Origin of the sequence: Rhodobacter ferrooxidans (assembly GCF_000176015.1) — a bacterium.
GTDB lineage: Bacteria > Pseudomonadota > Alphaproteobacteria > Rhodobacterales > Rhodobacteraceae > Pseudorhodobacter_B > Pseudorhodobacter_B ferrooxidans.
Genome location: NZ_ACYY01000003.1, coordinates 147942 through 168082 on the forward strand (window position 1 = coordinate 147942; position 20141 = coordinate 168082).

Annotated in this window: 18 protein-coding genes; 8 read left to right on the forward strand and 10 right to left on the reverse strand. The window is 64.8% G+C overall.

Annotated elements, in window-relative coordinates; genetic code table 11:
* The first annotated feature begins 2 nt into the window (after positions 1–2).
* A complete protein-coding gene (phoB, locus tag RSW2DRAFT_RS03570; RefSeq protein ID WP_008028117.1) occupies positions 3–695 on the forward strand; it encodes a phosphate regulon transcriptional regulator PhoB in 693 nt (230 codons plus the stop codon).
* Between the two features lie 54 nt (positions 696–749).
* Here the strand turns inward: phoB and RSW2DRAFT_RS03575 are convergent, their stop codons facing one another.
* From RSW2DRAFT_RS03575 to RSW2DRAFT_RS03590, 4 genes are all read right to left on the reverse strand, one after another.
* Complete coding sequence (locus RSW2DRAFT_RS03575) at positions 750–1694, reverse strand: nucleoside hydrolase (RefSeq protein ID WP_008028119.1); 945 nt, start codon at positions 1692–1694, stop codon at positions 750–752.
* A 63-nt stretch (positions 1695–1757) separates the two neighbouring features.
* The gene (locus RSW2DRAFT_RS03580) at positions 1758–2759 is read right to left on the reverse strand and encodes a Fe(3+) ABC transporter substrate-binding protein (protein WP_008028120.1); all 1002 of its coding nucleotides are present in this window, start codon (positions 2757–2759) and stop codon (positions 1758–1760) included.
* A 140-nt stretch (positions 2760–2899) separates the two neighbouring features.
* On the reverse strand, positions 2900–3709 hold the full coding sequence (mazG, locus tag RSW2DRAFT_RS03585) for a nucleoside triphosphate pyrophosphohydrolase (protein ID WP_008028123.1): 810 nt from the start codon (positions 3707–3709) through the stop codon (positions 2900–2902).
* A gap of 72 nt (positions 3710–3781) precedes the next feature.
* Positions 3782–4384 carry an outer membrane protein gene (locus RSW2DRAFT_RS03590; RefSeq protein ID WP_040671506.1) on the reverse strand — a complete coding sequence of 201 codons (603 nt, stop codon included), beginning with the start codon at positions 4382–4384 and terminating at the stop codon, positions 3782–3784.
* A gap of 334 nt (positions 4385–4718) precedes the next feature.
* Between RSW2DRAFT_RS03590 and RSW2DRAFT_RS03595 the strand changes: the two genes are divergently transcribed.
* Complete coding sequence (locus RSW2DRAFT_RS03595; RefSeq protein WP_008028128.1) at positions 4719–5882, forward strand: M20 aminoacylase family protein; 1164 nt, start codon at positions 4719–4721, stop codon at positions 5880–5882.
* Positions 5883–5897: 15 nt separating this feature from the next.
* Positions 5898–6308, forward strand: a complete 411-nt coding sequence (locus RSW2DRAFT_RS03600; RefSeq protein ID WP_008028130.1) for a DUF6636 domain-containing protein — start codon at positions 5898–5900, stop codon at positions 6306–6308.
* A 5-nt stretch (positions 6309–6313) separates the two neighbouring features.
* Here RSW2DRAFT_RS03600 and RSW2DRAFT_RS17100 read toward each other — a convergent pair whose 3' ends face one another.
* The 6 genes from RSW2DRAFT_RS17100 to kynU form a co-directional block, all read right to left on the reverse strand.
* Positions 6314–6634 carry a hypothetical protein gene (locus RSW2DRAFT_RS17100; protein WP_008028133.1) on the reverse strand — a complete coding sequence of 107 codons (321 nt, stop codon included), beginning with the start codon at positions 6632–6634 and terminating at the stop codon, positions 6314–6316.
* 318 nt (positions 6635–6952) lie between these two features.
* Positions 6953–7870 (reverse strand): glycoside hydrolase family 26 protein, encoded by a 918-nt coding sequence (locus tag RSW2DRAFT_RS03610; RefSeq protein ID WP_008028135.1) that lies wholly within the window; start codon positions 7868–7870, stop codon positions 6953–6955.
* Positions 7871–7900: 30 nt separating this feature from the next.
* Positions 7901–9709: a glycosyltransferase gene (locus RSW2DRAFT_RS03615; RefSeq protein WP_008028136.1), complete on the reverse strand. Its 1809-nt coding sequence runs from the start codon at positions 9707–9709 to the stop codon at positions 7901–7903.
* Positions 9693–10694 (reverse strand): UDP-glucose 4-epimerase GalE, encoded by a 1002-nt coding sequence (gene galE / locus RSW2DRAFT_RS03620; RefSeq protein WP_008028138.1) that lies wholly within the window; start codon positions 10692–10694, stop codon positions 9693–9695. Before galE ends, RSW2DRAFT_RS03615 begins: the two co-directional genes overlap by 17 nt.
* 1 nt (position 10695) lies before the next feature.
* Complete coding sequence (locus RSW2DRAFT_RS03625) at positions 10696–11727, reverse strand: UDP-glucuronic acid decarboxylase family protein (RefSeq protein ID WP_008028139.1); 1032 nt, start codon at positions 11725–11727, stop codon at positions 10696–10698.
* Positions 11728–12604: 877 nt separating this feature from the next.
* Positions 12605–13801, reverse strand: a complete 1197-nt coding sequence (kynU, locus tag RSW2DRAFT_RS03630) for a kynureninase (protein ID WP_008028141.1) — start codon at positions 13799–13801, stop codon at positions 12605–12607.
* A 129-nt stretch (positions 13802–13930) separates the two neighbouring features.
* On the opposite strand from kynU, the gene RSW2DRAFT_RS03635 reads away from it, so the two are divergent.
* From RSW2DRAFT_RS03635 to RSW2DRAFT_RS03655, 5 genes are all read left to right on the forward strand, one after another.
* Complete coding sequence (locus tag RSW2DRAFT_RS03635) at positions 13931–14374, forward strand: methyltransferase family protein (RefSeq protein ID WP_008028143.1); 444 nt, start codon at positions 13931–13933, stop codon at positions 14372–14374.
* 119 nt (positions 14375–14493) lie between these two features.
* Positions 14494–16065, forward strand: coding sequence for a Re/Si-specific NAD(P)(+) transhydrogenase subunit alpha (locus RSW2DRAFT_RS03640; RefSeq protein WP_008028145.1), 1572 nt, complete (start codon positions 14494–14496; stop codon positions 16063–16065).
* 10 nt (positions 16066–16075) lie between these two features.
* Complete coding sequence (locus RSW2DRAFT_RS03645; RefSeq protein ID WP_008028147.1) at positions 16076–17509, forward strand: NAD(P)(+) transhydrogenase (Re/Si-specific) subunit beta; 1434 nt, start codon at positions 16076–16078, stop codon at positions 17507–17509.
* Positions 17510–17585: 76 nt separating this feature from the next.
* On the forward strand, positions 17586–18749 hold the full coding sequence (locus tag RSW2DRAFT_RS03650; RefSeq protein ID WP_232209641.1) for an MFS transporter: 1164 nt from the start codon (positions 17586–17588) through the stop codon (positions 18747–18749).
* 66 nt (positions 18750–18815) lie between these two features.
* Positions 18816–20102 (forward strand): DUF3422 family protein, encoded by a 1287-nt coding sequence (locus tag RSW2DRAFT_RS03655; protein ID WP_008028152.1) that lies wholly within the window; start codon positions 18816–18818, stop codon positions 20100–20102.
* Positions 20103–20141: the final 39 nt, after the last annotated feature.

Genomic DNA, 20141 nt, shown 5'->3' on the forward strand with positions numbered 1-20141 from the left:
CCATGGCCGAGATCGACAAACCGCTGGTCTTGCTGGTGGAAGACGAGGCGGCACAGCGCGAGGTGCTGGCCTACAACCTGGCTGCCGAGGGCTACCGGGTGGTGCAGGCCGGTGACGGCGAAGAGGCGCTGGACCTGATCGGTGACGAATTGCCCGACCTGATCGTGCTGGACTGGATGATGCCCAAGGTGTCGGGGCTGGAGGTGTGCCGCCGCCTGAAGACCCGGCCCGAAACCCGCGCCGTGCCGATCCTGATGCTGTCGGCGCGGTCGGAAGAAGTGGACCGGGTGCGCGGGCTGGAAACCGGGGCGGACGACTACGTGATCAAGCCCTATTCGGTGGCCGAACTGATGGCGCGGGTGCGCGCCAACCTGCGCCGCGCCCGCCCCGCCAGTGTCGGCGTGGTGCTGGAGCATGGCGACATAAGGCTGGACGGCGAGACCCACCGGGTTTACCGCGCCGACAAGGTGCTGAAGCTGGGGCCGATCGAGTTCCGCCTGCTTGCCACCTTCATGGAGCGTCCCGGCCGGGTATTCTCGCGCGAGCAGTTGCTGGACCGGATCTGGGGCCGCGACATCAACGTCGAAACCCGCACCGTCGATGTGCATGTCGGACGGCTGCGCCGGGCGCTGTGCGTCTTCGGCGGGGACGACCCGCTGCGCACGGTGCGGGGTGCAGGCTACGCTCTGGGCTAGGCGCAAAAGTTTTCAGAAAACTTTTGCCAAAATCCTTCGAAGGATTTTGTCTTTCTACAGCCGACCAACGCGCTCGATCAGCAGTTCAAAAAACCCGTCAGCGTCGATGCCGCCGATGAACAGCGCATTGGCGGGCCGCTTGGTCACCCCCCACCAGTCGGCCACCGTCATGCCCAGGGTCAGCGGGCTTTGGGTCTCGATCTCGACGTTGATATGGCGCCCGGTGAACAGATCGGGGCGCAGCAGATAGGCGATCACGCAGGGGTCGTGCAGCGGCGCGCCTTCGCTGCCGTATTTCTGCATATCAAAACGCTCGAAGAAATCGGTCCATTCGGCCACCATCCGGCCCGGCTCGGTGCCCAGGGCCCGGAACGCCTCGATCCGGGCGCGGGTGGTCAGCGCCTTGTGGGTGACATCCAGCGGCATCACCACCAGCGGCACGCCGGATTTGAACACGATATCAGCGGCTTCCGGGTCGACATAAATGTTGAATTCCGCCGCCGGGGTGATGTTGCCCACCTCGAAATAGGCGCCACCCATCAGCACGATCTGTTGCACGCGGGCGATGATGTCGGGGGCGCGCAGGAAGGCGGTGGCAATGTTGGTCAGCGGGCCAAGCGGGCACAGCGTCACCGTATGCGCCGGCTCGCGGCGCAGCGTGTCGATGATGAAATCCACCGCATGCTGAGCCTGCAACGGCATGGTCGGGGCGGCAAGCTGCGGGCCATCGAGGCCGGTCTTGCCATGCACATGCTCGGCCGTTACCAGTTTGCGGTGCAGTGGGGCATCGCATCCGGCAAAGACCTTCACATCAGCTTTGCCAGCCAACTCGCAGATAATGCGTGCATTTTTCTGCGTCAGTGCCAGCGGCACGTTGCCCGCCACGGCGGTGATGCCCAGCACCTCCAGCGCCTCGGGGCTGGCCAGCGCCAGCAGGATCGCCACCGCATCGTCCTGACCGGGATCGGTGTCGATGATGATCTTGCGTGGCGGACTCATGGCGTTCTCCCTGCTTTGGCGGCAGGAAAGCGGATGGGCAAGGCTTTGTCCATCCGCAATGGTTCAACCGTCGAAGTTGATGGCCTCCATCAGCTTCAGCGCCTCCAGCCGGTGCCGCGCCACATCGACCAGCGGCAGCGGATCGGCGGTAAACGCGCCCCAGCCTTGCACCAGCGCCGACCGAGGCACGCCAGGTTTCACCGGAAACTCATAATTGGTCTCGGCATAGATCGCCTGTGCGGCGTCCGAGGAAAGCCACTCCATCAGCTTCAGCGCCGCGTCGTGGTTGGGCGCGGCCTTGGTCATGGCGACGCCCGAGATATTCATATGGGTGCCGCCATTTTCGAACACCGGAAACACGATGCGCACCGCACCGGCCCATTCGGCCTGCTCGGGGTCGGCCAGCATTTCGCCCATGTAATAGGTGTTGCCCAGCGAAATATCACATTCGCCAGCCCAGATCGCCTTGACCTGATCGCGGTCGCCGCCATCGGGTTTCTTGGCCAGATTGGCGCGCAGCCCTTCGGCCCAGGCGCGGGCGGCCTCGGGGCCGTGATGCTCGATCTCGGCCCCCAGCAGGGCGATGTTGTAGTCATGCGTTCCCGAGCGGCTACAGATGCGGCCCTGCCATTTCGGGCTGGCGAGGTCTTCGTAGGTGGTCACCTCGCCGTCCTGCACCCGGTCGCGGCTGGCATAAACCACGCGGGCGCGGCTGGTCAGGCCGAACCACTGGTTGCCCGGATCGCGGTATTCGGCGGGGATGTTGGCGGTCAGGGTGTCGGATACCACCGGCTGCGTCACCCCGGCCTCGACCACCTGCATCAGCCGGGCGATATCGACGGTCAGCACCAGATCGGCGGGCGAGCGGTCGCCCTCGGCCACCAGCCGTTCCACCATGCCCTTGTCCACATAGGCCACGTTGACGGCGATGCCGGTCTCGGCGGTGAAGGCGTCCAGCAGCGGCTGGATCAGTTCGGGCTGGCGGTGCGAATAGATGTTCACCTCATCGGCCCAGGCGGGCAGGGCGGTGCTGATCAGGGCAAGAGCAATCAGGGGCAGGCGCATTGTTGACCTCTTTCGTCGGATTTGATGCGTTGATTTACCCCTGAGTCGGGCGCGCGGTCAATACCTGAGTGAAGTTGTCGGAAAAGAAAGACACCTCCGGCGGGGGGGTATTTAAGCCAGGAAGAAGCTGTGGAGCGGGGTCAGCCGGATTTTTCCTCGGCCTTGGCCTGATCCCAGAGCGCGTCCATCTCGGTCAGATCGCTGTCGGCGGGGGTCTTGCCGCGCGCGTGAAGAACCTCCTCGATCCGCTTGAAACGGCGGGTGAATTTGGTGTTGGCGGCGCGCAGACAGGCCTCGGGGTCAAGCTGCAGATGCCGTCCAAGGTTGGTCATCACGAACAGAAGATCGCCGTATTCCTCGGCCAGTTCAACTGCGGTCAGGCTGTCGCGGGCCTCGACCAGCTCGTGGGCCTCCTCGACGATCTTGTCGAGCACCTGATCGGTGGAGGGCCAGTCGAACCCCACCCGGGCCGCGCGTTTCTGCAGCTTCAGCGCCCGGGTCAGCGCGGGCAACCCCAGCGCCACGCCGTCCAGCACCCCGGCGGGGCCGCGCTCGGCGGCCTTGATCCTTTCCCAGTCGGCGGTCTGCTGTTCGGCGGATTTGTCGCGGGATTCGGTGCCGAACACATGCGGATGCCGCGCCACCATCTTGTCGGAAATCGCCCGCACCACATCGTCAAAGCCGAAATAGCCGGCCTCGGCGGCCATCTGCGCGTGATAGACCACCTGCAGCAACAGATCGCCCAGCTCGCCCGGCAACTCGTCCCAGGCCGCGCGCGCGATGGCGTCGGCAACTTCGTGGGCTTCTTCAATGGTATAGGGGGCGATCGAGGCGAAATCCTGCACGATGTCCCAGGGGCAGCCGCTGACCGGATCGCGCAGCCGCGCCATGATGTGCAAAAGCCGCGGCAGGCCGCCGTCCGGGTCGGTGGCAAGGGGGGATGTGGTCATGTCTCTGCGCCCGCTGTTGTGCAGGCGCAGAGTAGCAGTTTGGCCGCCGCTGTCACGCGGTGCCGGTCAGGATCAGAACTGGAAGCCGACGCGCAACGACACGGTGTCGAGGTCGATCTTGGCTTGCTGGCCCAGACCATCCGGGTTGTCGCCGGTCAGGTCGCGTGCCAGATATTCCAGGCCGACGGTCATGCGGTCGGTCACCAGATAGTCCATGCCCAGGCCATAGTTGACGCCTGCCGGATCCCAGCTGCCGCCAGCGGTGTCAAAGCTGGCCACCGAGTACCCAAGAACGCCATAGAACAGCGCCCGGTTGGCGGCATAACCAACCTTACCCTTCAGGTCGATCGTCTGGTCGATCTCGTCGGCAAAGCCGGTCACGGTATTCTTGTCCAGCCCGGTATAGGCAAGTTCCGCGCCATAGACGAGCGCATCGCGCTGCACCAGGTAGCCCACGAAGGCCGAGGCTGCGTGACCGTCGTCCAGCTTGTTGGCGACGTCGGGATTGGTAAAGTCGATATCGCCCGACGAAACGCCATAGCCCAGACCGGCGTAGAAGCCGGACCAGTCGGCGGTCGGCTGTTGCACGGTTTGCACATAGGCAAGCTGCGGTTCTTCGGCAACGACAACCGGCCCGCCGGCCTGTGCGGCTGTGGTCAGGACAGAAGCCGCCACGACGGCGACTGCGAATCGGGAAGTCCGGGAAGTGTTCATCACTCTTTCTCCAATGGATGCGGAAACCTTCAGTGCGGGATGGCACATTCTGTTTGGTCCGTTGCGCCTGTCTAAGGTATTGTTTCTAAAGGGTGCTGATACAGATCAGTTTGCATGACCGGATTTGGCGCCCCCCCGGCCTACCGGCGATTCCTTGCCTGTCCGGTCAGGTCTTGCACGGATGTCGGTGGTATTGGCACCTTTGGGGCGCAGGATCGGCGATTGCGGCCCGGGCGGATTTGCGGTCTGATGCAGGGCCGAACACCCTCGCCGCCCTGCAAAAAAGGAATCTTTCATGCCCGTTCTGAACCGGATCGCCGACTATGCCGCGGAAATGCAGGGCTGGCGGCGGCATCTGCACCAGCATCCCGAGTTGGAGTTCCAGTGCCAGCAGACCGCCGCCTTCATCGCTGACCGGCTGCGCGAGTTCGGGGTGGATGAAATTCACGAAGGCATCGCCACCTCGGGGCTGGTGGCGATCATCAAGGGGCAGGGCGACGGCCCGACCATCGGGTTGCGCGCCGACATGGATGCCTTGCCGATCATCGAGGCCACCGGCGCGCCCTATGCCTCGACCGTGCCGGGCAAGATGCACGCCTGCGGCCATGACGGCCATGTGACCATGCTGCTGGGGGCGGCGAAATACCTGTGCGAAACCCGGCGCTTCGCAGGCCGGGTGGCGCTGCTGTTCCAGCCGGCCGAGGAAGACGGCGGTGGCGGCAACGTCATGGTGCAGGAAGGTGTGATGGACCGCTTCGGCATCGCGCAGGTTTTTGGCATCCACAACGCCCCGAACGTGCCGTTCGGGCATTTCCAGACCACGCCCGGCGCGCTGATGGCCTCGGTCGATACCGCCTATGTGCATGTCACCGGCAAGGGCGGCCATGGCGCGACGCCGCATGAATGTGTCGATCCGGTGGTGGCGGTGGTGGGCATGGTGGCGGCGATCCAGACCATCATCCCGCGCAACGTCTATGCGCTGGATGAGGTGGTGATCTCGGTCACGCAAATCCACGCCGGCACCGCTTCCAACATCATCCCCGAAACCGCCTGGTTCTGCGCCACCATCCGCTGTTTCAGCCCCGAGGTGCGGGCGCTGCTGAAGAAACGCTTCCACGAGATCGTGGCGGGCCATGCGACGGCCTATGGCGTCGAGGCGCGGGTGGAGTATGACTGGGGCTATCCGGCCACCGTCAACCACCCCGAGCAGGCGAACTTCGCCGCCGAGGTGGCGCGCGAGGTGTCGGGCGATGCGGCGGTCAACGCGGCTTCGGTGCGCGAGATGGGCTCCGAGGATTTCTCCTATATGCTGGAGGCGCGGCCGGGTGCCTATCTGTTCCTGGGCACCGGGCCGGGGGCAGGGCTGCACCATCCGGCCTATGATTTCAACGACGAGGCCGCCCCGATCGGCGCCAGTTTCTTTGCCCGGCTGGTCGAACGCGCCCAGCCGATGCCTTGAGCGAAAGGAACCGCCATGGACCTGCGTCTTGCCGTTGTCTTGCTGCTGACCGCCAGCCCGGCGCTGGCCGACGAGTTTCTGGCGTTCCGTGCGCCTTCGGGCAACATCCACTGCATGATCGCAACGGGTGATGATTATGCGCAAGCCCGCTGCGACATGGTTGAATTGACGCCCAGCTTCACCAAGCCCCCGGCGGGGTGCGATCTGGACTGGGGCAGCGCCTTCAGCGTCGGGTTGAACGACAGCCAGGGCCAGTTGGCCTGCGTTGGCGACACCGTGATGATGCCCGACGCGGCGGTGCTGGGTTATGGCAACACGCTCACATCGGGCGGTTTCAGCTGCACCTCGGACCAGACCGGCATGACCTGCACCAACCCGGCAGGTCACGGCTTCAGCCTGTCAAAGGCCCGCCAACGGCTGTTCTGAGCCGGTCAGTTGGAATAGCAGCGCGAGCGTTTGCCAAAGCCGGCGGGCGAGCAGATGTAGCTGCCACGCCCCAATTGCCGGGCCAGACGCGGGCGCTGTGCCGGGGCGGTGTTGGCCCTGCGCACCAGCTTGGCGCGCGGGTTGTGCGACATCCAGTTGAAGCCGTTGATGCGCACCGCGGCTGGCGTCACCAGCGATGGCGCCATCAGCGGGGCGTGGAAGCTGATGCTTTGCGCCAAGGCCCTGTCCGGGGCAGCAAGCCCCAGCGTCGCGGCAGCGGCGAGCGCAAAGGTCAGACGGGCGATCAAGCCACGGGTATGAGCCAAGTCAGTTCTCCTTCACTGTGCGAACGTCGTGCCGCAACGACAGGAATTCCCGGCTGCACGCTGCAACCCTTCGGACCCCTTGTTGCGCAGATTGGCGCGAACGTTTCACCGAACAGTTAAGAAGAACATTCTGACGCGAGTTTGGCCCGAATAGGGCGATAATGCGGTAGCGCCGTCAGCGCAAACAATATTTTGAAGTCAAACCCACTTGATCAACAACCTGTGGATAATTTTCCACAGGTTGTCGTCGTTTGGCAGCAAAGAATCGCCTCTGACCCGGCGATCTCGGCAAGAAACCGCCGGGTCAGGGCCGACACGTCATTCGGTCACACGCTCGGCCAGGCGCCAGTCGGGCAGACCCATGTTGTCGGGCCAGGGATAGACTTCACGCTGATCGAAATAGACCACACCCACCAGACGCGGGTATTCGGGGCGATCCTTGCGGACCTCCTGTTCCCAGGCATCGACATAGGCGGCGCTGCCCGAATAGCCCAGTTCGGCCACCACGACCGGCTTGCCAAAGCTGGCGGCCCGTTCGTAGCGCGGGCCAAGGATGTCGGTAAAGCTGCGGTCGGCGCCGGTCTGCAACTGGTCCATGGCCTGCAAACCGAACACCGAGACCCCGACCAGATCGACGAATTCATCGCCCGGATAATAGGCCTCCATGCCCTCGTCGCCCAGCGGCGACCACATCACGTTGATGCCGGGTGCCTTTTCACGGCAAAGGGTGATCACATGCCGGTAGGCGGCGATGTAATCCTCGGGCTTCCAGCCGGACCAGATGAACTGGCCGTTGTCGTCGTCCATCTCATGGCCCCAGCGCAGCGTCACCGGGCTTTTCAGCGTGCCCAGCATTTCGCAGATCGCCGTGACGTTGGGATCAAACAGCCCGTCGGCAATGCCCTTGCGCAGGAATTCGGGCGTGTTGCGCTCGTCGCGGGTCCAGGTCCAGGGTTCCAGCGTCACCAGAAGCGCGCGCTTGCGGGCCAGGGCATAGGTATCGGCCTCTTGCAGCGAGGGCAGGAACACGTCCTGCCAGGGCAGGAACAGATGCTCGATCGCCAATGCCGGGTCGTCGATATAGTCGCCACCCGGGTCATAGGCGCCGTAAGGCATCGGACCGGGCGGTGCTGCCTGCGCGGCGGGAACCACGGTCGTCATCAGCAGAACCGCAGCCACCCCAACCGCACGACGCAGCGTGATACCGTTTGTCGTTTCAGCGAGTTTTCGTGACATGATCCGTCTCCTTCTCAAGCTATGTTGTCGTCATCTTGTCCATCCCGGCTCGAACCGGAAATGGATCGTTGGTTTGGTGTCGCTGCCCGCACCCGACACTGAAAACTCGGCCCGGGTCACCCGGATCGGTGAAAGCCCGAACGTCAGGGCATGCAGGCTTTCGATGCCACGCCACACAAAGCCGGTCCCAAGCAAGACCAGCACCAGCGCCACGGCGGCGAACTGCCCCAAGGTGTTCAACACGTTGCCGTGCCAGGCGATGCCGTTTTCAGCGATGTGGCGCAGCACGGTCATGATCACGGTCACGCCGTAAAGCAGGCCGTTGAGCAGCGTCAGCAGATAGAACCCCTGGGCGTTCTGGTTGTTGCCAAACAACAGCACCGGCACGATGCACCCCAGCGCCAGCGCGGTATAGACCATGATCACCTTCATCGGCAGCCGAGCCCTGGCGGCCTCGCCCTTCGGGGTGATGCGGAAATCGACGAATTGCCCGGTCAGCGCGTCGCGCAGCGCCATCACGCTGCCCCACAGCACCCAAGGCCATTGCAGCAGCACGAACAGCACCTTTTCCCAACTGATCACCTTGGCATCGGCCGGGCGGAACAACCCGTCCCGCCGGATCGAGGTCGCGATGACCAGCATCACCAGAACCGTCGGCACGGCATGTTGCAGATAGTCGGGGTAAGTGACCGCCGCATAGCGGATATCGAACACCACGGCGGTGATCGGCACCAGATACATCGCGGTCAGGGTCAGGGCCAGCAGCGGATACAGCATCTGGCAGAACAGGAACTGCGCCCGCAGCCGCGGCGTCAGATGCCCCAGATAGCGCGGTGTGTGTTGCAACAGCAGCGTCACCAGGCTGCGCGACCACTGGAACTCCTGGGTGATCATGTCCGCCACCGAGGCCGGACCGTCGCCAATTGCAATCGCATCCACCGCATGGACGCCGCGCCAGCCACCGGCGTTCAGGATCATCGTGGTCGAGTGATCCTCGGCCAGATCCGGCCCCAGCCCGCCAACCGCCTTCAGCGCCTTGGTGCGCACCGCGTAATGCGAGCCGATGCACATCGGCGCGAACCCGTCGCTGTAGCCGGCCTGCAAGGCCCCATGGAACGCCGCCTCGGTGTCCAGCCGGGTGCGGGCGGCCCAATTGGTGCCGGCGTTCGACGAACAGATCGACGGCGCGCTGACATAGCCCACGCCCGGGTCGGCAAACGGCCGCAGCATCTCGCGCAGGTAGCCGGGTTGCGGCACATGGTCGGCATCCAGCTGGCTGACGATATCGTAATTGGCATAGCCCCACTGGTCGTAGAAGAACGCAAGATTGCCTTCCTTGCAGCGGGTGCGGCGCGGCCAGGTCGGGCGGTGATAGGCCGAACGGCCCTTGCGGCTGGAGATCAGCACGCCATGCTTGCGACACCAGATGATCGTCTCGGGTTGTGGAGATTCGTCGGCCAGCCAGGTGTCATGCGGATAGTCTTGCGCCAGCATCGCCTCCAGCGTGCGCTGCACGATGGCGAAAGGCTCGGACGGCGTCTTGGTCACGATCATCGCCACCCGGTATTTCCCCGGGTAGGGGGCGGGTGCCGAGGACCGGCTGGCACGCATCAGGAAGAACAGGAAATAGACCTGCAACAGATAGGTCCAGACCAGCAGGGCGGTGATCAGCCCATAGCGGCCCCAGCCCAGCACATGGTCGGGACGCAGCCACCATTGCCAGAAATACACAGATGCCGTCAGCCACAGCACGACCCCAAGGCCGTACTTCACCCGGATGCGCCCCCACAGGATCGGGCTTAGAAACGCGGCGTTCCCTGTTTCATGCGCCCTGATCATTCGCCACTTCCAATCCGAATGATGGTGCAGCGTGCCGCACCATACTAGTGATATCGGAGTGATCAGGACGAAAATCAAGCACTTGCGCAGCTTTTCCGGGGTCGGCCAGCAAAATCGGCGGGTCGCCCGGACGGCGCGGCAGATCCTGCACCGGCACGCGCCTGCCGGTCACATTTTCGACCGCCGCCACGATCTGACGCACCGAGGTGCCTTGCCCGGTGCCCAGGTTCAGCGCCACGCTGCCCCGGCCCGCCAGCAGGTGCCGCAGCGCCAGCACATGCGCCCGCGCCAGATCGCTGACGTGGATATAGTCGCGCACGCAAGTGCCGTCGGGCGTCGGGTAATCGGTGCCGAAAATCCCCAGCGCACCGCGCCTGCCCGCCGCCGCCAGCAGCGCCAGCGGGATCAGATGGGTCTCGGGGTCGTGGCGTTCGGTCAACTCGCCGTCCGGGTCGGCACCTGCGGCGTTGAAATAGCGCAGCGCCACATGGGTCAGGTCGGAAGCCGCGCCGATGTCGCGCAGCATATGCTCGCAGATCAGCTTGGTCTGGCCATAGGGGTTGATCGGCTGCTGCGGCGTGGCTTCGGTGATCGGCATCACCGCGGGCTGGCCGTAGGTGGCGCAACTGGAGGACAGCACGACCCGGTTGACCCCGGCGCCACGGCATCCCGCCAGCAGGCCCAACATGCCGCCCACGTTGTTGTCGTAATAAAGCTGCGGCTTCTGCATCGATTCGCCGACATAGGCGAAGGCGGCGAAATGCATCACCGCCACCGCGCCATGATCGCGCAGCGCCTGCTGCACCGCCATGCCGTCACGCACGTCGCCATGCACGAAAGGCCCAAAGCGCACCGCATCGCGGTGGCCGTTGCACAGATTGTCAAACGCCACAGGCGTAAAGCCCGCCCGGCGCAAGGCCTTGCAGGCGTGCGAGCCGATGTAGCCCGCGCCGCCGGTGACCAGAACCGTCAGATCGCCGGTCACCCTACACCAGCTCTTTCCGGCTCCGCTTTTGGGCCAGTTCGGCGGCGAAATGCGCGATGGTGCGCGTCAGCCCCTCTTCCAGCGGCACGGTCGGGCTCCAGCCCAGCAGGGTCTGCGCCAGCCGGATATCGGGCTTGCGTTGCCGGGGGTCATCCACCGGCAGCGGCCGTGTCACCAGCCGCGATTTCGATCCGGTCTGCGCCAGCACCATGTCGGCCAGCTCGCGCATGGTGAACTCGCCGGGGTTGCCAAGGTTGACCGCCTGGGTGCAATCGGACGCCATCAGCCGCATCAGCCCATCGACCAGATCATCGACATAGGCGAAAGACCGGGTCTGCAGGCCGTCGCCATAGATGGTGATGTCGTCGCCGGTCAGCGCCTGCACCACGAAATTCGACACCACCCGGCCATCCTGCGGGTTCATCCGCGGCCCGTAAGTGTTGAAGATCCGTGCCACGCGGGTTTCCACGCCCTGATGCGCGCCATATTCCCAGAACAGCGTCTCGGCCGCACGCTTGCCCTCGTCATAGCAGGCACGGGGGCCCATGGTGTTGACCGCACCCCGATACTTCTCGGACTGCGGCGACACTTCGGGGTCGCCATACACCTCGGAGGTCGAGGATTGCAGGATGCGCGCCCGCTTCTGCCGCGCCAGTTCCAGAAGGTTGTAAGACCCCTCGATGCAGGTGCGGAAGGTGTGGATCGGCAGCTTCTGATACAGCGGTGGCGAGGCGGCGCAGGCCATGTTGTAAATCTGGTCCAGCGGCCCGTCGATCGGCAGCGGATCAATGATGTCCCAGCGGATGAAGCTGAAGCGCGGGTTGGCGAACAGATGCGCCACATTGCTTTCGCGCCCCGTCTCCAGGTTATCGACGCAGATCACATGATTGCCCGCGCCGATCAGCGCGTCGCACAGGTGCGAGCCGACAAAGCCCGCGCCACCGGCAACGAGTATGGTCTTCTGGCGCGCCGAATAGGTGGCAGCGCCGTGGTCGTCCGGGCCGATCTCGGCTGGGAATTTGTTTCCGTCCACTTTCCTGTCCCCTTTCGGGTGCAGAAAGCTGGTGTTGCCTCATTTTGCGTCTTTTGCCGGCGGAACACGTTTTCGTCGACTTTGCGCTTACTGCCCTGAAACGACCAGGATTCCACACAACGACAAAACTTTATGGCATAAATATGGTGATTTTGGGCAAATGTGTCAATACGGGTTCGAGATTATGTCACAAAAACAGCGCGTTACAGCCTATGGTTGTTTGGGGGGAATTTTGGATTGATTTTGTTCATTTTTTTAAAGGTTAACATGAACATGTAAATTAAAACCCGTGGGGCGATTTTACGGGAATTGGAAACGACGCAAATCAATTTTGCAGGAATTCTGCCTTATATTGATCACCGTCGCCGCAACGACTCTTCGCGACACTGCTGCCGCGAGGCCGGCGCCGGTGGTCAGGCGCGCCATTGTCGGCGGCGCGTCCTTCCCGTTTTTCGAGGGCCGTCCCCGGCAAACCCGTCTTGCCCGATTGTCCGGGTCCGTGTTGCGGCACCCGCGGTCCGGCAGGCAACATGTTGAGGTAATGACCGGAATGTTGTCCATGAATGGTATCGAATCGCCGCTTCCCGCCGCATCAGCGCCTGAGATCGCCCCGCCAACCCCGCAGGCCGATGCCGTTCCCGCCGGGTTCGTCAGAATGATCCTGACGCTGCCATTCCAAATCTGCGTCGGTTTGCCTTGGAATTTTAGGTATATATCAGGTTAATGTTTCAGGCGCGGATTTATGGCTGCGACAGTTTTTCCGCAATAGGGTTTTCACCTGGCAAGCCGAAGCGCGGCGTTTGGGCCGGGCCGCCTCTGCCGCAGCATTTTTCATTGGGTTTGGCGCAATCGGCCGGCAGGCCATCTTTCGTTCCGATCAGGTCACGCGAGCGCGGGTGCGGTATTCGGGGCGGTCCCACAGGGTGCCCTGCATCACCTCGGCCAGCACCTCGATGGCGCGGGAAACCTCGGGGGCGCCGATGAACAGCGGCGTGAAGCCGAATCGCAGGATGTCGGGGGCGCGGAAATCACCGATCACGCCACGGGCGATCAGCGCCTGCATGATGGCATAGCCTTCGGGGTGGCGGAAGCTGACCTGACTGCCGCGCCGGTCGTGGTCGCGCGGGGTGGCGAGGGTCAGCGTGGGGCAGGCGGCCTCGACCCCGGCGATGAACTGGTCGGTCAGCGCCAAGGATGCAGCGCGCAGATCGGCCATGTCCACCTGATCCCAGATGTCCAGCGCCGCCTCCAGCGCCGCCAGTTGCAGCACGGGGGGCGTGCCGACCCGCATCCGCTCGATCCCCGCCCCGGGGCGATAGCCGGGCTCAAAAGCAAAGGGCGCCTCGTGCCCCAGCCAGCCTGACAGCGCCGGGCGCACGCGGTCGGCATGGCGCGGGGCCACATAGATGAAGGCCGGGCCGCCGGGGCCGGAGTTCAGATACTTGTAGGTGCAGCCCACCGCGAAATCGGCGCCCTCGGCCGCCAGATGCACCGGCAAGGCCCCCGCCGAATGGGCCAGATCCCAGATCGCCAGCGCCCCCACGTCATGCGCCCGCGCGGTCAGCGCCGCCATGTCATGCCGCCGCCCGGTGCGGTAATCGACCTCGGTGATCATCACCACGGCCACGCTGTCGTCGATCGCCGCCAGCACATCCTCTGGCGCCACCGTTTTGAGGCTGTAATCCGGCCCCAGCGTGCGCACCAGACCCTGCGCCATATACAGATCGGAGGGGAAGTTGCCGGTGTCGGACAGGATCACCCGCCGCTTCGGGTTCATCTCCAGCGCCGAGGCGAGCGCCTGATAAACCTTGATCGACAGGGTGTCGCCCATCACCACCGAGCCAGGTTCCGCCCCGACCAGCCGCGCCACGCGGTTGCCGACCTTTGCCGGCTGCTCCATCCATCCCGCCTTGTTCCAGCCGGTGATCAGCATCTTGCCCCATTCCGCGGTGATGGTCTGCGCCACCCTTGCAGCGGCGGACTTCGGCATCGGCCCCAGCGAGTTGCCGTCGAGGTAGATCATGCCTTCCGGCAGATCAAAGGCGGCGCGGGTGGCGGTGAAATCGGTGGTCATGGCAGGCTCCTTTCGGTTGCCGGGCAAGCTGCACCGATTGCCGCAGGGGTTCAAGCGGCATCCACGGTGATTGGCGTTGCAATTGCCGCCCCCGCCCGCACAATGCCGCCAGACAAGAGGAGCATCGACATGCGAAACCTGGAATGGCCGCCGCTGTGGCTGGCGGCGGCGCTGGCGCTGGTCTGGGGGATAGACCGGGTGCTGCCGTTCGGGCTGTTTGGCGCGGCCGGGCGGGTGGTTGGTGGCGGGCTGATCCTGGCCGGGCTGGGGCTGATGGGGCTGGCCAGCCTGCAAATGATGCTGGCGCGCACCACGGTCATTCCGCACGAGGTGCCGCGGGCGCTGGTCAGCAGCGGGGTGTTCCGCTTCAGCCGCAACCCGATCTATCTGGGCGATGCGCTGGTGCTGACGGGCGTGATTCTGTGGTGGGACGTGCCACTGGCGCTGCCCTTGGTACCGGTTTTCATGGCGATCATTCAGGTTCGGTTCATCCTGGCCGAGGAGGATCGGCTGCGGGCCAAGTTCGGCCCGGAATTCGAGGCCTGGTCGCGCCGCACCCGGCGCTGGTTGTAAGCCCGGGCGCGCATCATGCCGCATAGCAGCAAGCGGCTTGTGAAATTTTGTTGCGCGGTGTTATAGGGTGCGGCTAAAGCGTTGGCGGGCCGGATGGTCGCGGCAAAGGGGGAGATACTGTGAAGATCGGGGCACCCAAAGAGATTTTCGACGGCGAAGCGCGGGTGGCGCTGACGCCCGAGTCGGCGCTGCAATTGCAAAAGCTGGGCCATGTCTGCGTGGTCGAGGCGGGCGCCGGGGCGAAAGCCGGGTTCTCGGACGCGGCCTATACCGCCGCCGGGGTCGAGGTGCTGGCCGATGAAAAGGCCGTGTTCGAGGCAGCCGACGTGGTGGTCAAGGTCCGCGGCCCGGAGCCTGCCGAGGCCGACATGCTGCGCAAGGGCCAGACCCTGATCAGCTTTTTCTGGCCCGCCCAGAACCCCGACCTGCTGGAGCAGGTGAAGGCCCGCGGTGCCACCGTGGTCGCCATGGACATGGTGCCGCGGATTTCCCGCGCGCAGAAGATGGACGCGCTGTCGTCGATGGCCAATATCGCGGGCTACCGCGCGGTGATCGAGGCGGGCAACAACTTTGGCCGCTTCTTCACCGGGCAGGTGACGGCGGCTGGCAAGGTGCCGCCCGCCAAGGTGCTGGTGATCGGGGCAGGGGTGGCGGGTCTTGCCGCCATCGGCACCGCGACCAGCCTTGGGGCCATCACCTACGCCTTCGACGTGCGCCCCGAAGTGGCCGAGCAGATCGAATCGATGGGGGCGAATTTCGTCTATCTCGATTTCGAAGCGACGCAGGATGGCGCGGCGACAGGGGGCTATGCGGCGCCCTCGTCCCCCGAGTTCCGCGAAAAGCAACTGGCGAAGTTCCGCGAGCTGGCGCCCGAGATGGATATCGTCATCACCACGGCGCTGATCCCCGGACGCCCGGCGCCAAAGCTGTGGCTGGCCGACATGGTGGCTGCGATGAAGCCCGGCTCGGTGGTGATCGACCTTGCGGCGGAACGTGGCGGCAATTGCGACCTGACGGTGCCCGACCAGAAGATCGTCAGCGACAATGGCGTGACGGTGGTCGGCTATACCGATTTCCCCAGCCGGATGGCCGCACAAGCTTCGACGCTTTATTCCAACAATATCCGCCACATGCTGGCCGATCTTACACCGAAGAAGGATGGCGTGATCTTCCACAACATGGAAGATGACGTGATCCGCGGCGCCACGGTGGCGCATGACGGCGCCATCACCTTCCCGCCGCCGCCGCCGAAAGTGGCAGCGATTGCCGCGGCCAAGCCGAAGGAAAAGGTCAAGGAACTGACCCCGGTGGAAAAGCGGGCGCTGGAGGTTGCGACCTTCCGCAAGCAGACCGTGACGCAGGTGACCCTGCTGGGCGTGGGTGGCCTGCTGCTGGCGCTGGTGGGCTACGCCGCTCCGGCCAGTTTCATGTCGCATTTCATCGTGTTCGCGCTGGCCTGTTTCGTCGGCTTCCAGGTGATCTGGAACGTCTCTCACAGCCTGCACACGCCGCTGATGTCGGTGACCAACGCCATTTCCGGCATCGTGGTGCTGGGGGCCTTGTTGCAGATCGGCTCGGGCGGCTTTGTGGTGTCGGTGCTGGCGATGGCCGCCATCCTGATCGCCACCATCAACATCGTCGGCGGTTTCCTGGTCACGCGCCGGATGCTTGCCATGTTCCAGAAGTCGTGAGGGGTCAGCCATGAGCATCGGAATTGTCGGGGCGGCCTATGTTGCGGCTGCCATCCTGTTCATCCTGAGCCTGGGCGGGCTGTCGGGCCAGGAAAGCGCCAAGCGCGCCGTCTGGTATGGCATCGTCGGCATGGCTTTCGCCGTGGGGGCCACGCTCTTGGGCCCGGATGCGGGCAAGCTGTGGGCGGTGCTGCCGATGCTGGCGGTCGGTGCCTATGCCGGGCAGTATGTTGCGGGCAAGGTGCAGATGACCGAAATGCCGCAACTGGTGGCGGCGCTGCATTCCTTCGTCGGCATGGCCGCGGTGCTGATCGGCTTCAACGCCCATCTGCAACTGGGCGCCGTGCAGGGCATGGACGAGGCGGCGCGGGCCAGCCTGAACGGCTTTGCCGCGGTGCTGGCGCACAAGACCGGGGTGGAAGTTGCCATCCTGAAGGTCGAGGTGTTCCTGGGCGTGTTCATCGGCGCTGTGACCTTCACCGGCTCGGTGGTGGCCTTTGGCAAGCTGGCGGGCAAGGTCGATGGCAAGGCCACCAAACTGCCGGGCGGCCATATCCTGAACGCGGTGGCGGCGCTGTTTTCGGTGGCGATGCTGGTGTCTTATCTCAACGACGGCGGCATCTCGGCGCTGATCCTGATGACGCTGGCGGCGTTCTTCATCGGCTATCACCTGATCATGGGCATCGGCGGCGCCGACATGCCGGTGGTGGTTTCCATGCTGAACAGCTACTCGGGCTGGGCGGCGGCGGCGATCGGCTTCACGCTGGGCAACGATCTTCTGATCGTCACCGGCGCGCTGGTCGGCTCGTCGGGTGCGATCCTGAGCTACATCATGTGCAAGGCGATGAACCGCAGCTTCATCTCGGTGATCCTCGGCGGTTTCGGCAACCCCACCGGTCCTGCCATGGAAATCTCGGGCGAGATGATTGCCATTGATGCCGAAGGTGTCGCCGCGGCGCTGAACGAGGCGGATAGCGTCATCATCATCCCCGGCTACGGCATGGCGGTGGCGCAGGCGCAGCAGTCGGTTTCCGAACTGACCCGCAAGCTGCGGGCGGCGGGCAAGACCGTCCGGTTCGCCATCCACCCGGTTGCGGGGCGCTTGCCCGGCCACATGAACGTGCTGCTGGCCGAGGCGCGGGTGCCCTACGACATCGTGATGGAGATGGACGAGATCAACGAGGATTTCCCCAGCACGGACGTGGCCATCGTCATCGGCTCCAACGACATCGTCAACCCGGCAGCGCAGGAAGACCCCAACAGCCCCATCGCCGGGATGCCGGTGCTGGAATGCTGGAAGGCCAAGCAGGTGTTCGTCAGCAAGCGCGGTCAGGGCACCGGTTATTCCGGCATCGAGAACCCGCTGTTCTACAAGGAAAACACCCGGATGTTCTATGGCGACGCCAAGAAATCGCTGGATGCCTTGCTGCCGATGATTGATTGATCTTCACGCGCTCTGCGTGCAACTTGCCCAAGGCCCCGGTCGCAACACCGGGGCCTTTTGCATGAAAGGCCGGAACTTGGCAAAACTTCCCGCAGGCATCGTGGCCTTGGGCTTTGTCAGCCTGCTGATGGATGTCTCGTCCGAGATGATCCACGGCCTGCTGCCGGTGTTCATCGTCGGCACCCTTGGCGCTTCGGCGGCGATGCTGGGGCTGATCGAGGGCATGGCCGAGGCCACGGCTTCGGTCACCAAGCTGTTCTCCGGCCTCCTCAGCGACCGGATGGGCAAGCGCAAGCCTTTGGCGGTGCTGGGCTATGGCCTCAGCGCGCTCACCAAGCCGCTGTTCGCGCTGGCGGGTGGGGCGGGCATGGTGGCCACGGCGCGTTTTGCCGACCGGGTGGGCAAGGGCATCCGCGGTGCTCCCCGCGACGCGCTGGTGGCGGACCTGGTGCCCGAGGCGCAGCGCGGCGCGGCTTACGGTCTGCGGCAAAGCATGGACACCATCGGCGCCTTCCTTGGCCCCTTGCTGGCGATGGCGCTGATGCTGGCTTTCGCGGGCAACGTGCGGCTGGTGTTCTGGCTGGCGATCATTCCAGCCGCCATGGCGGTGGCGGTGCTGGTGATCTATGTCCGCGAACCCGAGGCCGCCGCCAAACCCGCAGTGCGGCCAAAGCTTGACCGCGCCAGCCTTGCGGCTTTGGGGCGCGGCTTCTGGGCGGTGGTGGCGCTGGCCTCGGTGATGACGCTGGCGCGGTTTTCCGAGGCCTTCCTGATCCTGCGGGCCGAAGGCGCGGGGCTGGGCCTGACCTTCGCGCCGATGGTGCTGGTGGTGATGAACGTGATCTACGCGGCCTCGGCCTGGCCGGTCGGCGTGCTGTCCGACCGCATCGGCAAGGCCGGGCTGCTGGCCTTCGGCTTTGCCGTGCTGGTGGCGGCCGATCTGGTGCTGGCCTTTGCACCGGGGCTGACGGCGGTGCTGCTGGGCGTGGCGCTGTGGGGGCTGCACATGGGGCTGACCCAAGGCTTGCTGGCAACCCAGGTGGCGGCGGCAGCCCCGGCGGCGCTGCGCGGCACGGCTTTCGGGGTCTATAATCTGGTCACCGGGCTGGTGCTGCTGGCCGCCAACGCCCTGGCCGGCGGGCTGTGGACCGCCCTTGGCCCGCAAACCACCTTCCTTGCCGGCGCCGGATTTGCCGCAATCGGCGTCATCGGCCTGCAATTCGCCGCCCAGCGGCGCTAAGCCACTGGTTCTGGGGCGGCATTGCCCCTAAATATCCTGCAACCGCTCTTGTCGCCAAAGGTTGCCATGCCGCCCATCGAAGACCACCCGTTGCGCTATGCCCTGGCCAACGAACTGCACGCCCGGCCTTTGCCGTCGCTGGAGGTGCCCTGCACCGCGGTGTTCGTGGCGCTGAAGGAACCGGTCGATGCCGCCAACCGCGACCGCAGCCTTGATCTGGCGCATCTGCTGGCACTGCTCGACCGCCACGCCAGCCCGCACCCGCCGCCCGGTGCCACGCATTTCTCGGGCCGGATCGGTCGCACCGATTTCAACTGGGAAAGCCACACCGAGTTTGTCACCTACGCAGGCTACACCCCCGGTGTGTCGCCCCGGGCCTTCGACCCCGCCGAAGCCGGGGTGTTCCCCGAGGACTGGCTGGCCAGCGGCCCCGGCAAGCGGCTGGTGTCGCTGTTGATCCGCATCGAGCCGCTGCCCGAGGATGAAGCGGCGCTGAACACCAGCCTTGACGGCTGGTTCGTGCCCGAAAGCCTGGCCTCGGCGCGGGTGATCGACGGCGCGGCCATCGTCGCCGGCGATTTCCACATCGACCCGGCGGGCCACATGCGCTTTGCGGTTTTCGTGCGCCCCGGCACCAGCCCGCGCCGGGTGGGCCGCATCGTGCAGCGGCTGTGCGAGATCGAGACCTATCGCGCCATGTCGATGCTGGGCCTGATGCGGACGCGCCTGCTGACCCAGCGGCTGAATGCGCTGGACCCCAGCCTGTCGGCGCTGGTCAACGCCATTGATTCCAACAGCCGCAACCCCGAGGACACGCTGCACGAGTTGCTGGCGATCTCGGCCGAACTGGAAAGCCTGTCGGTGCAGCTTTCCTTCCGCTTCAGTGCCACCAATGCCTACGAAGCCATCGTCACCCAACGCATCGACGCGCTGCGCGAGGTGCGTCAGGCCGGCCGCCAGACCTTTGGCGAATTCATGGTGCGCCGCTACGATCCGGCGATGCGCACGGTGAAATCGGCGGAACTGCGGCTGCAACGCATGGCCGAACGCGCCCAGCGCGCCGCCGAACTGCTGCGCACCAGGGTCGATGTCGATCGTTCGGCGCAGAACCAGAAATTGCTGGAAAGCATGGACCGCCGCGCCGATCTGGCCCTGCGGCTGCAACACACGGTCGAGGGCCTGTCGGTGGTCGCCGTCAGCTACTACGCCGTCAGCCTTGCCTCCTATGCCGCCTATCCCTTCACCGAACCCTTCGGCATTTCCAAAGGCATGGCCACCGCGATCCTGACCCCGATCATCGTTCTTGTGGTCTGGCTGACTGTCCAGCGCATCAAGCGCCGGATGGAAAGCTGACCCCCATTCACCTTTGCTCAAATATCCTCGGGTGAGGGG

Bases quoted from the DNA above. Each gene is read 5' to 3' on its own strand.
- phoB (WP_008028117.1), top strand. From the start codon at position 3: ATGGCCGAGATCGACAAACCGCTGGTCTTGCTGGTGGAAGACGAGGCG.
- kynU (WP_008028141.1), bottom strand. From the start codon at position 13,801: ATGACCACCGATTTCACCGCCACCCGCGCCGCCTTTGATCTGCCGGAA.
- RSW2DRAFT_RS03575 (WP_008028119.1), bottom strand. From the start codon at position 1,694: ATGAGTCCGCCACGCAAGATCATCATCGACACCGATCCCGGTCAGGAC.
- RSW2DRAFT_RS03595 (WP_008028128.1), top strand. From the start codon at position 4,719: ATGCCCGTTCTGAACCGGATCGCCGACTATGCCGCGGAAATGCAGGGC.
- RSW2DRAFT_RS03610 (WP_008028135.1), bottom strand. From the start codon at position 7,870: ATGTCACGAAAACTCGCTGAAACGACAAACGGTATCACGCTGCGTCGT.
- RSW2DRAFT_RS03600 (WP_008028130.1), top strand. From the start codon at position 5,898: ATGGACCTGCGTCTTGCCGTTGTCTTGCTGCTGACCGCCAGCCCGGCG.
- RSW2DRAFT_RS03615 (WP_008028136.1), bottom strand. From the start codon at position 9,709: ATGATCAGGGCGCATGAAACAGGGAACGCCGCGTTTCTAAGCCCGATC.
- RSW2DRAFT_RS03655 (WP_008028152.1), top strand. From the start codon at position 18,816: ATGCCGCCCATCGAAGACCACCCGTTGCGCTATGCCCTGGCCAACGAA.
- mazG (WP_008028123.1), bottom strand. From the start codon at position 3,709: ATGACCACATCCCCCCTTGCCACCGACCCGGACGGCGGCCTGCCGCGG.
- RSW2DRAFT_RS03580 (WP_008028120.1), bottom strand. From the start codon at position 2,759: ATGCGCCTGCCCCTGATTGCTCTTGCCCTGATCAGCACCGCCCTGCCC.
- RSW2DRAFT_RS03645 (WP_008028147.1), top strand. From the start codon at position 16,076: ATGAGCATCGGAATTGTCGGGGCGGCCTATGTTGCGGCTGCCATCCTG.
- RSW2DRAFT_RS03635 (WP_008028143.1), top strand. From the start codon at position 13,931: ATGCGAAACCTGGAATGGCCGCCGCTGTGGCTGGCGGCGGCGCTGGCG.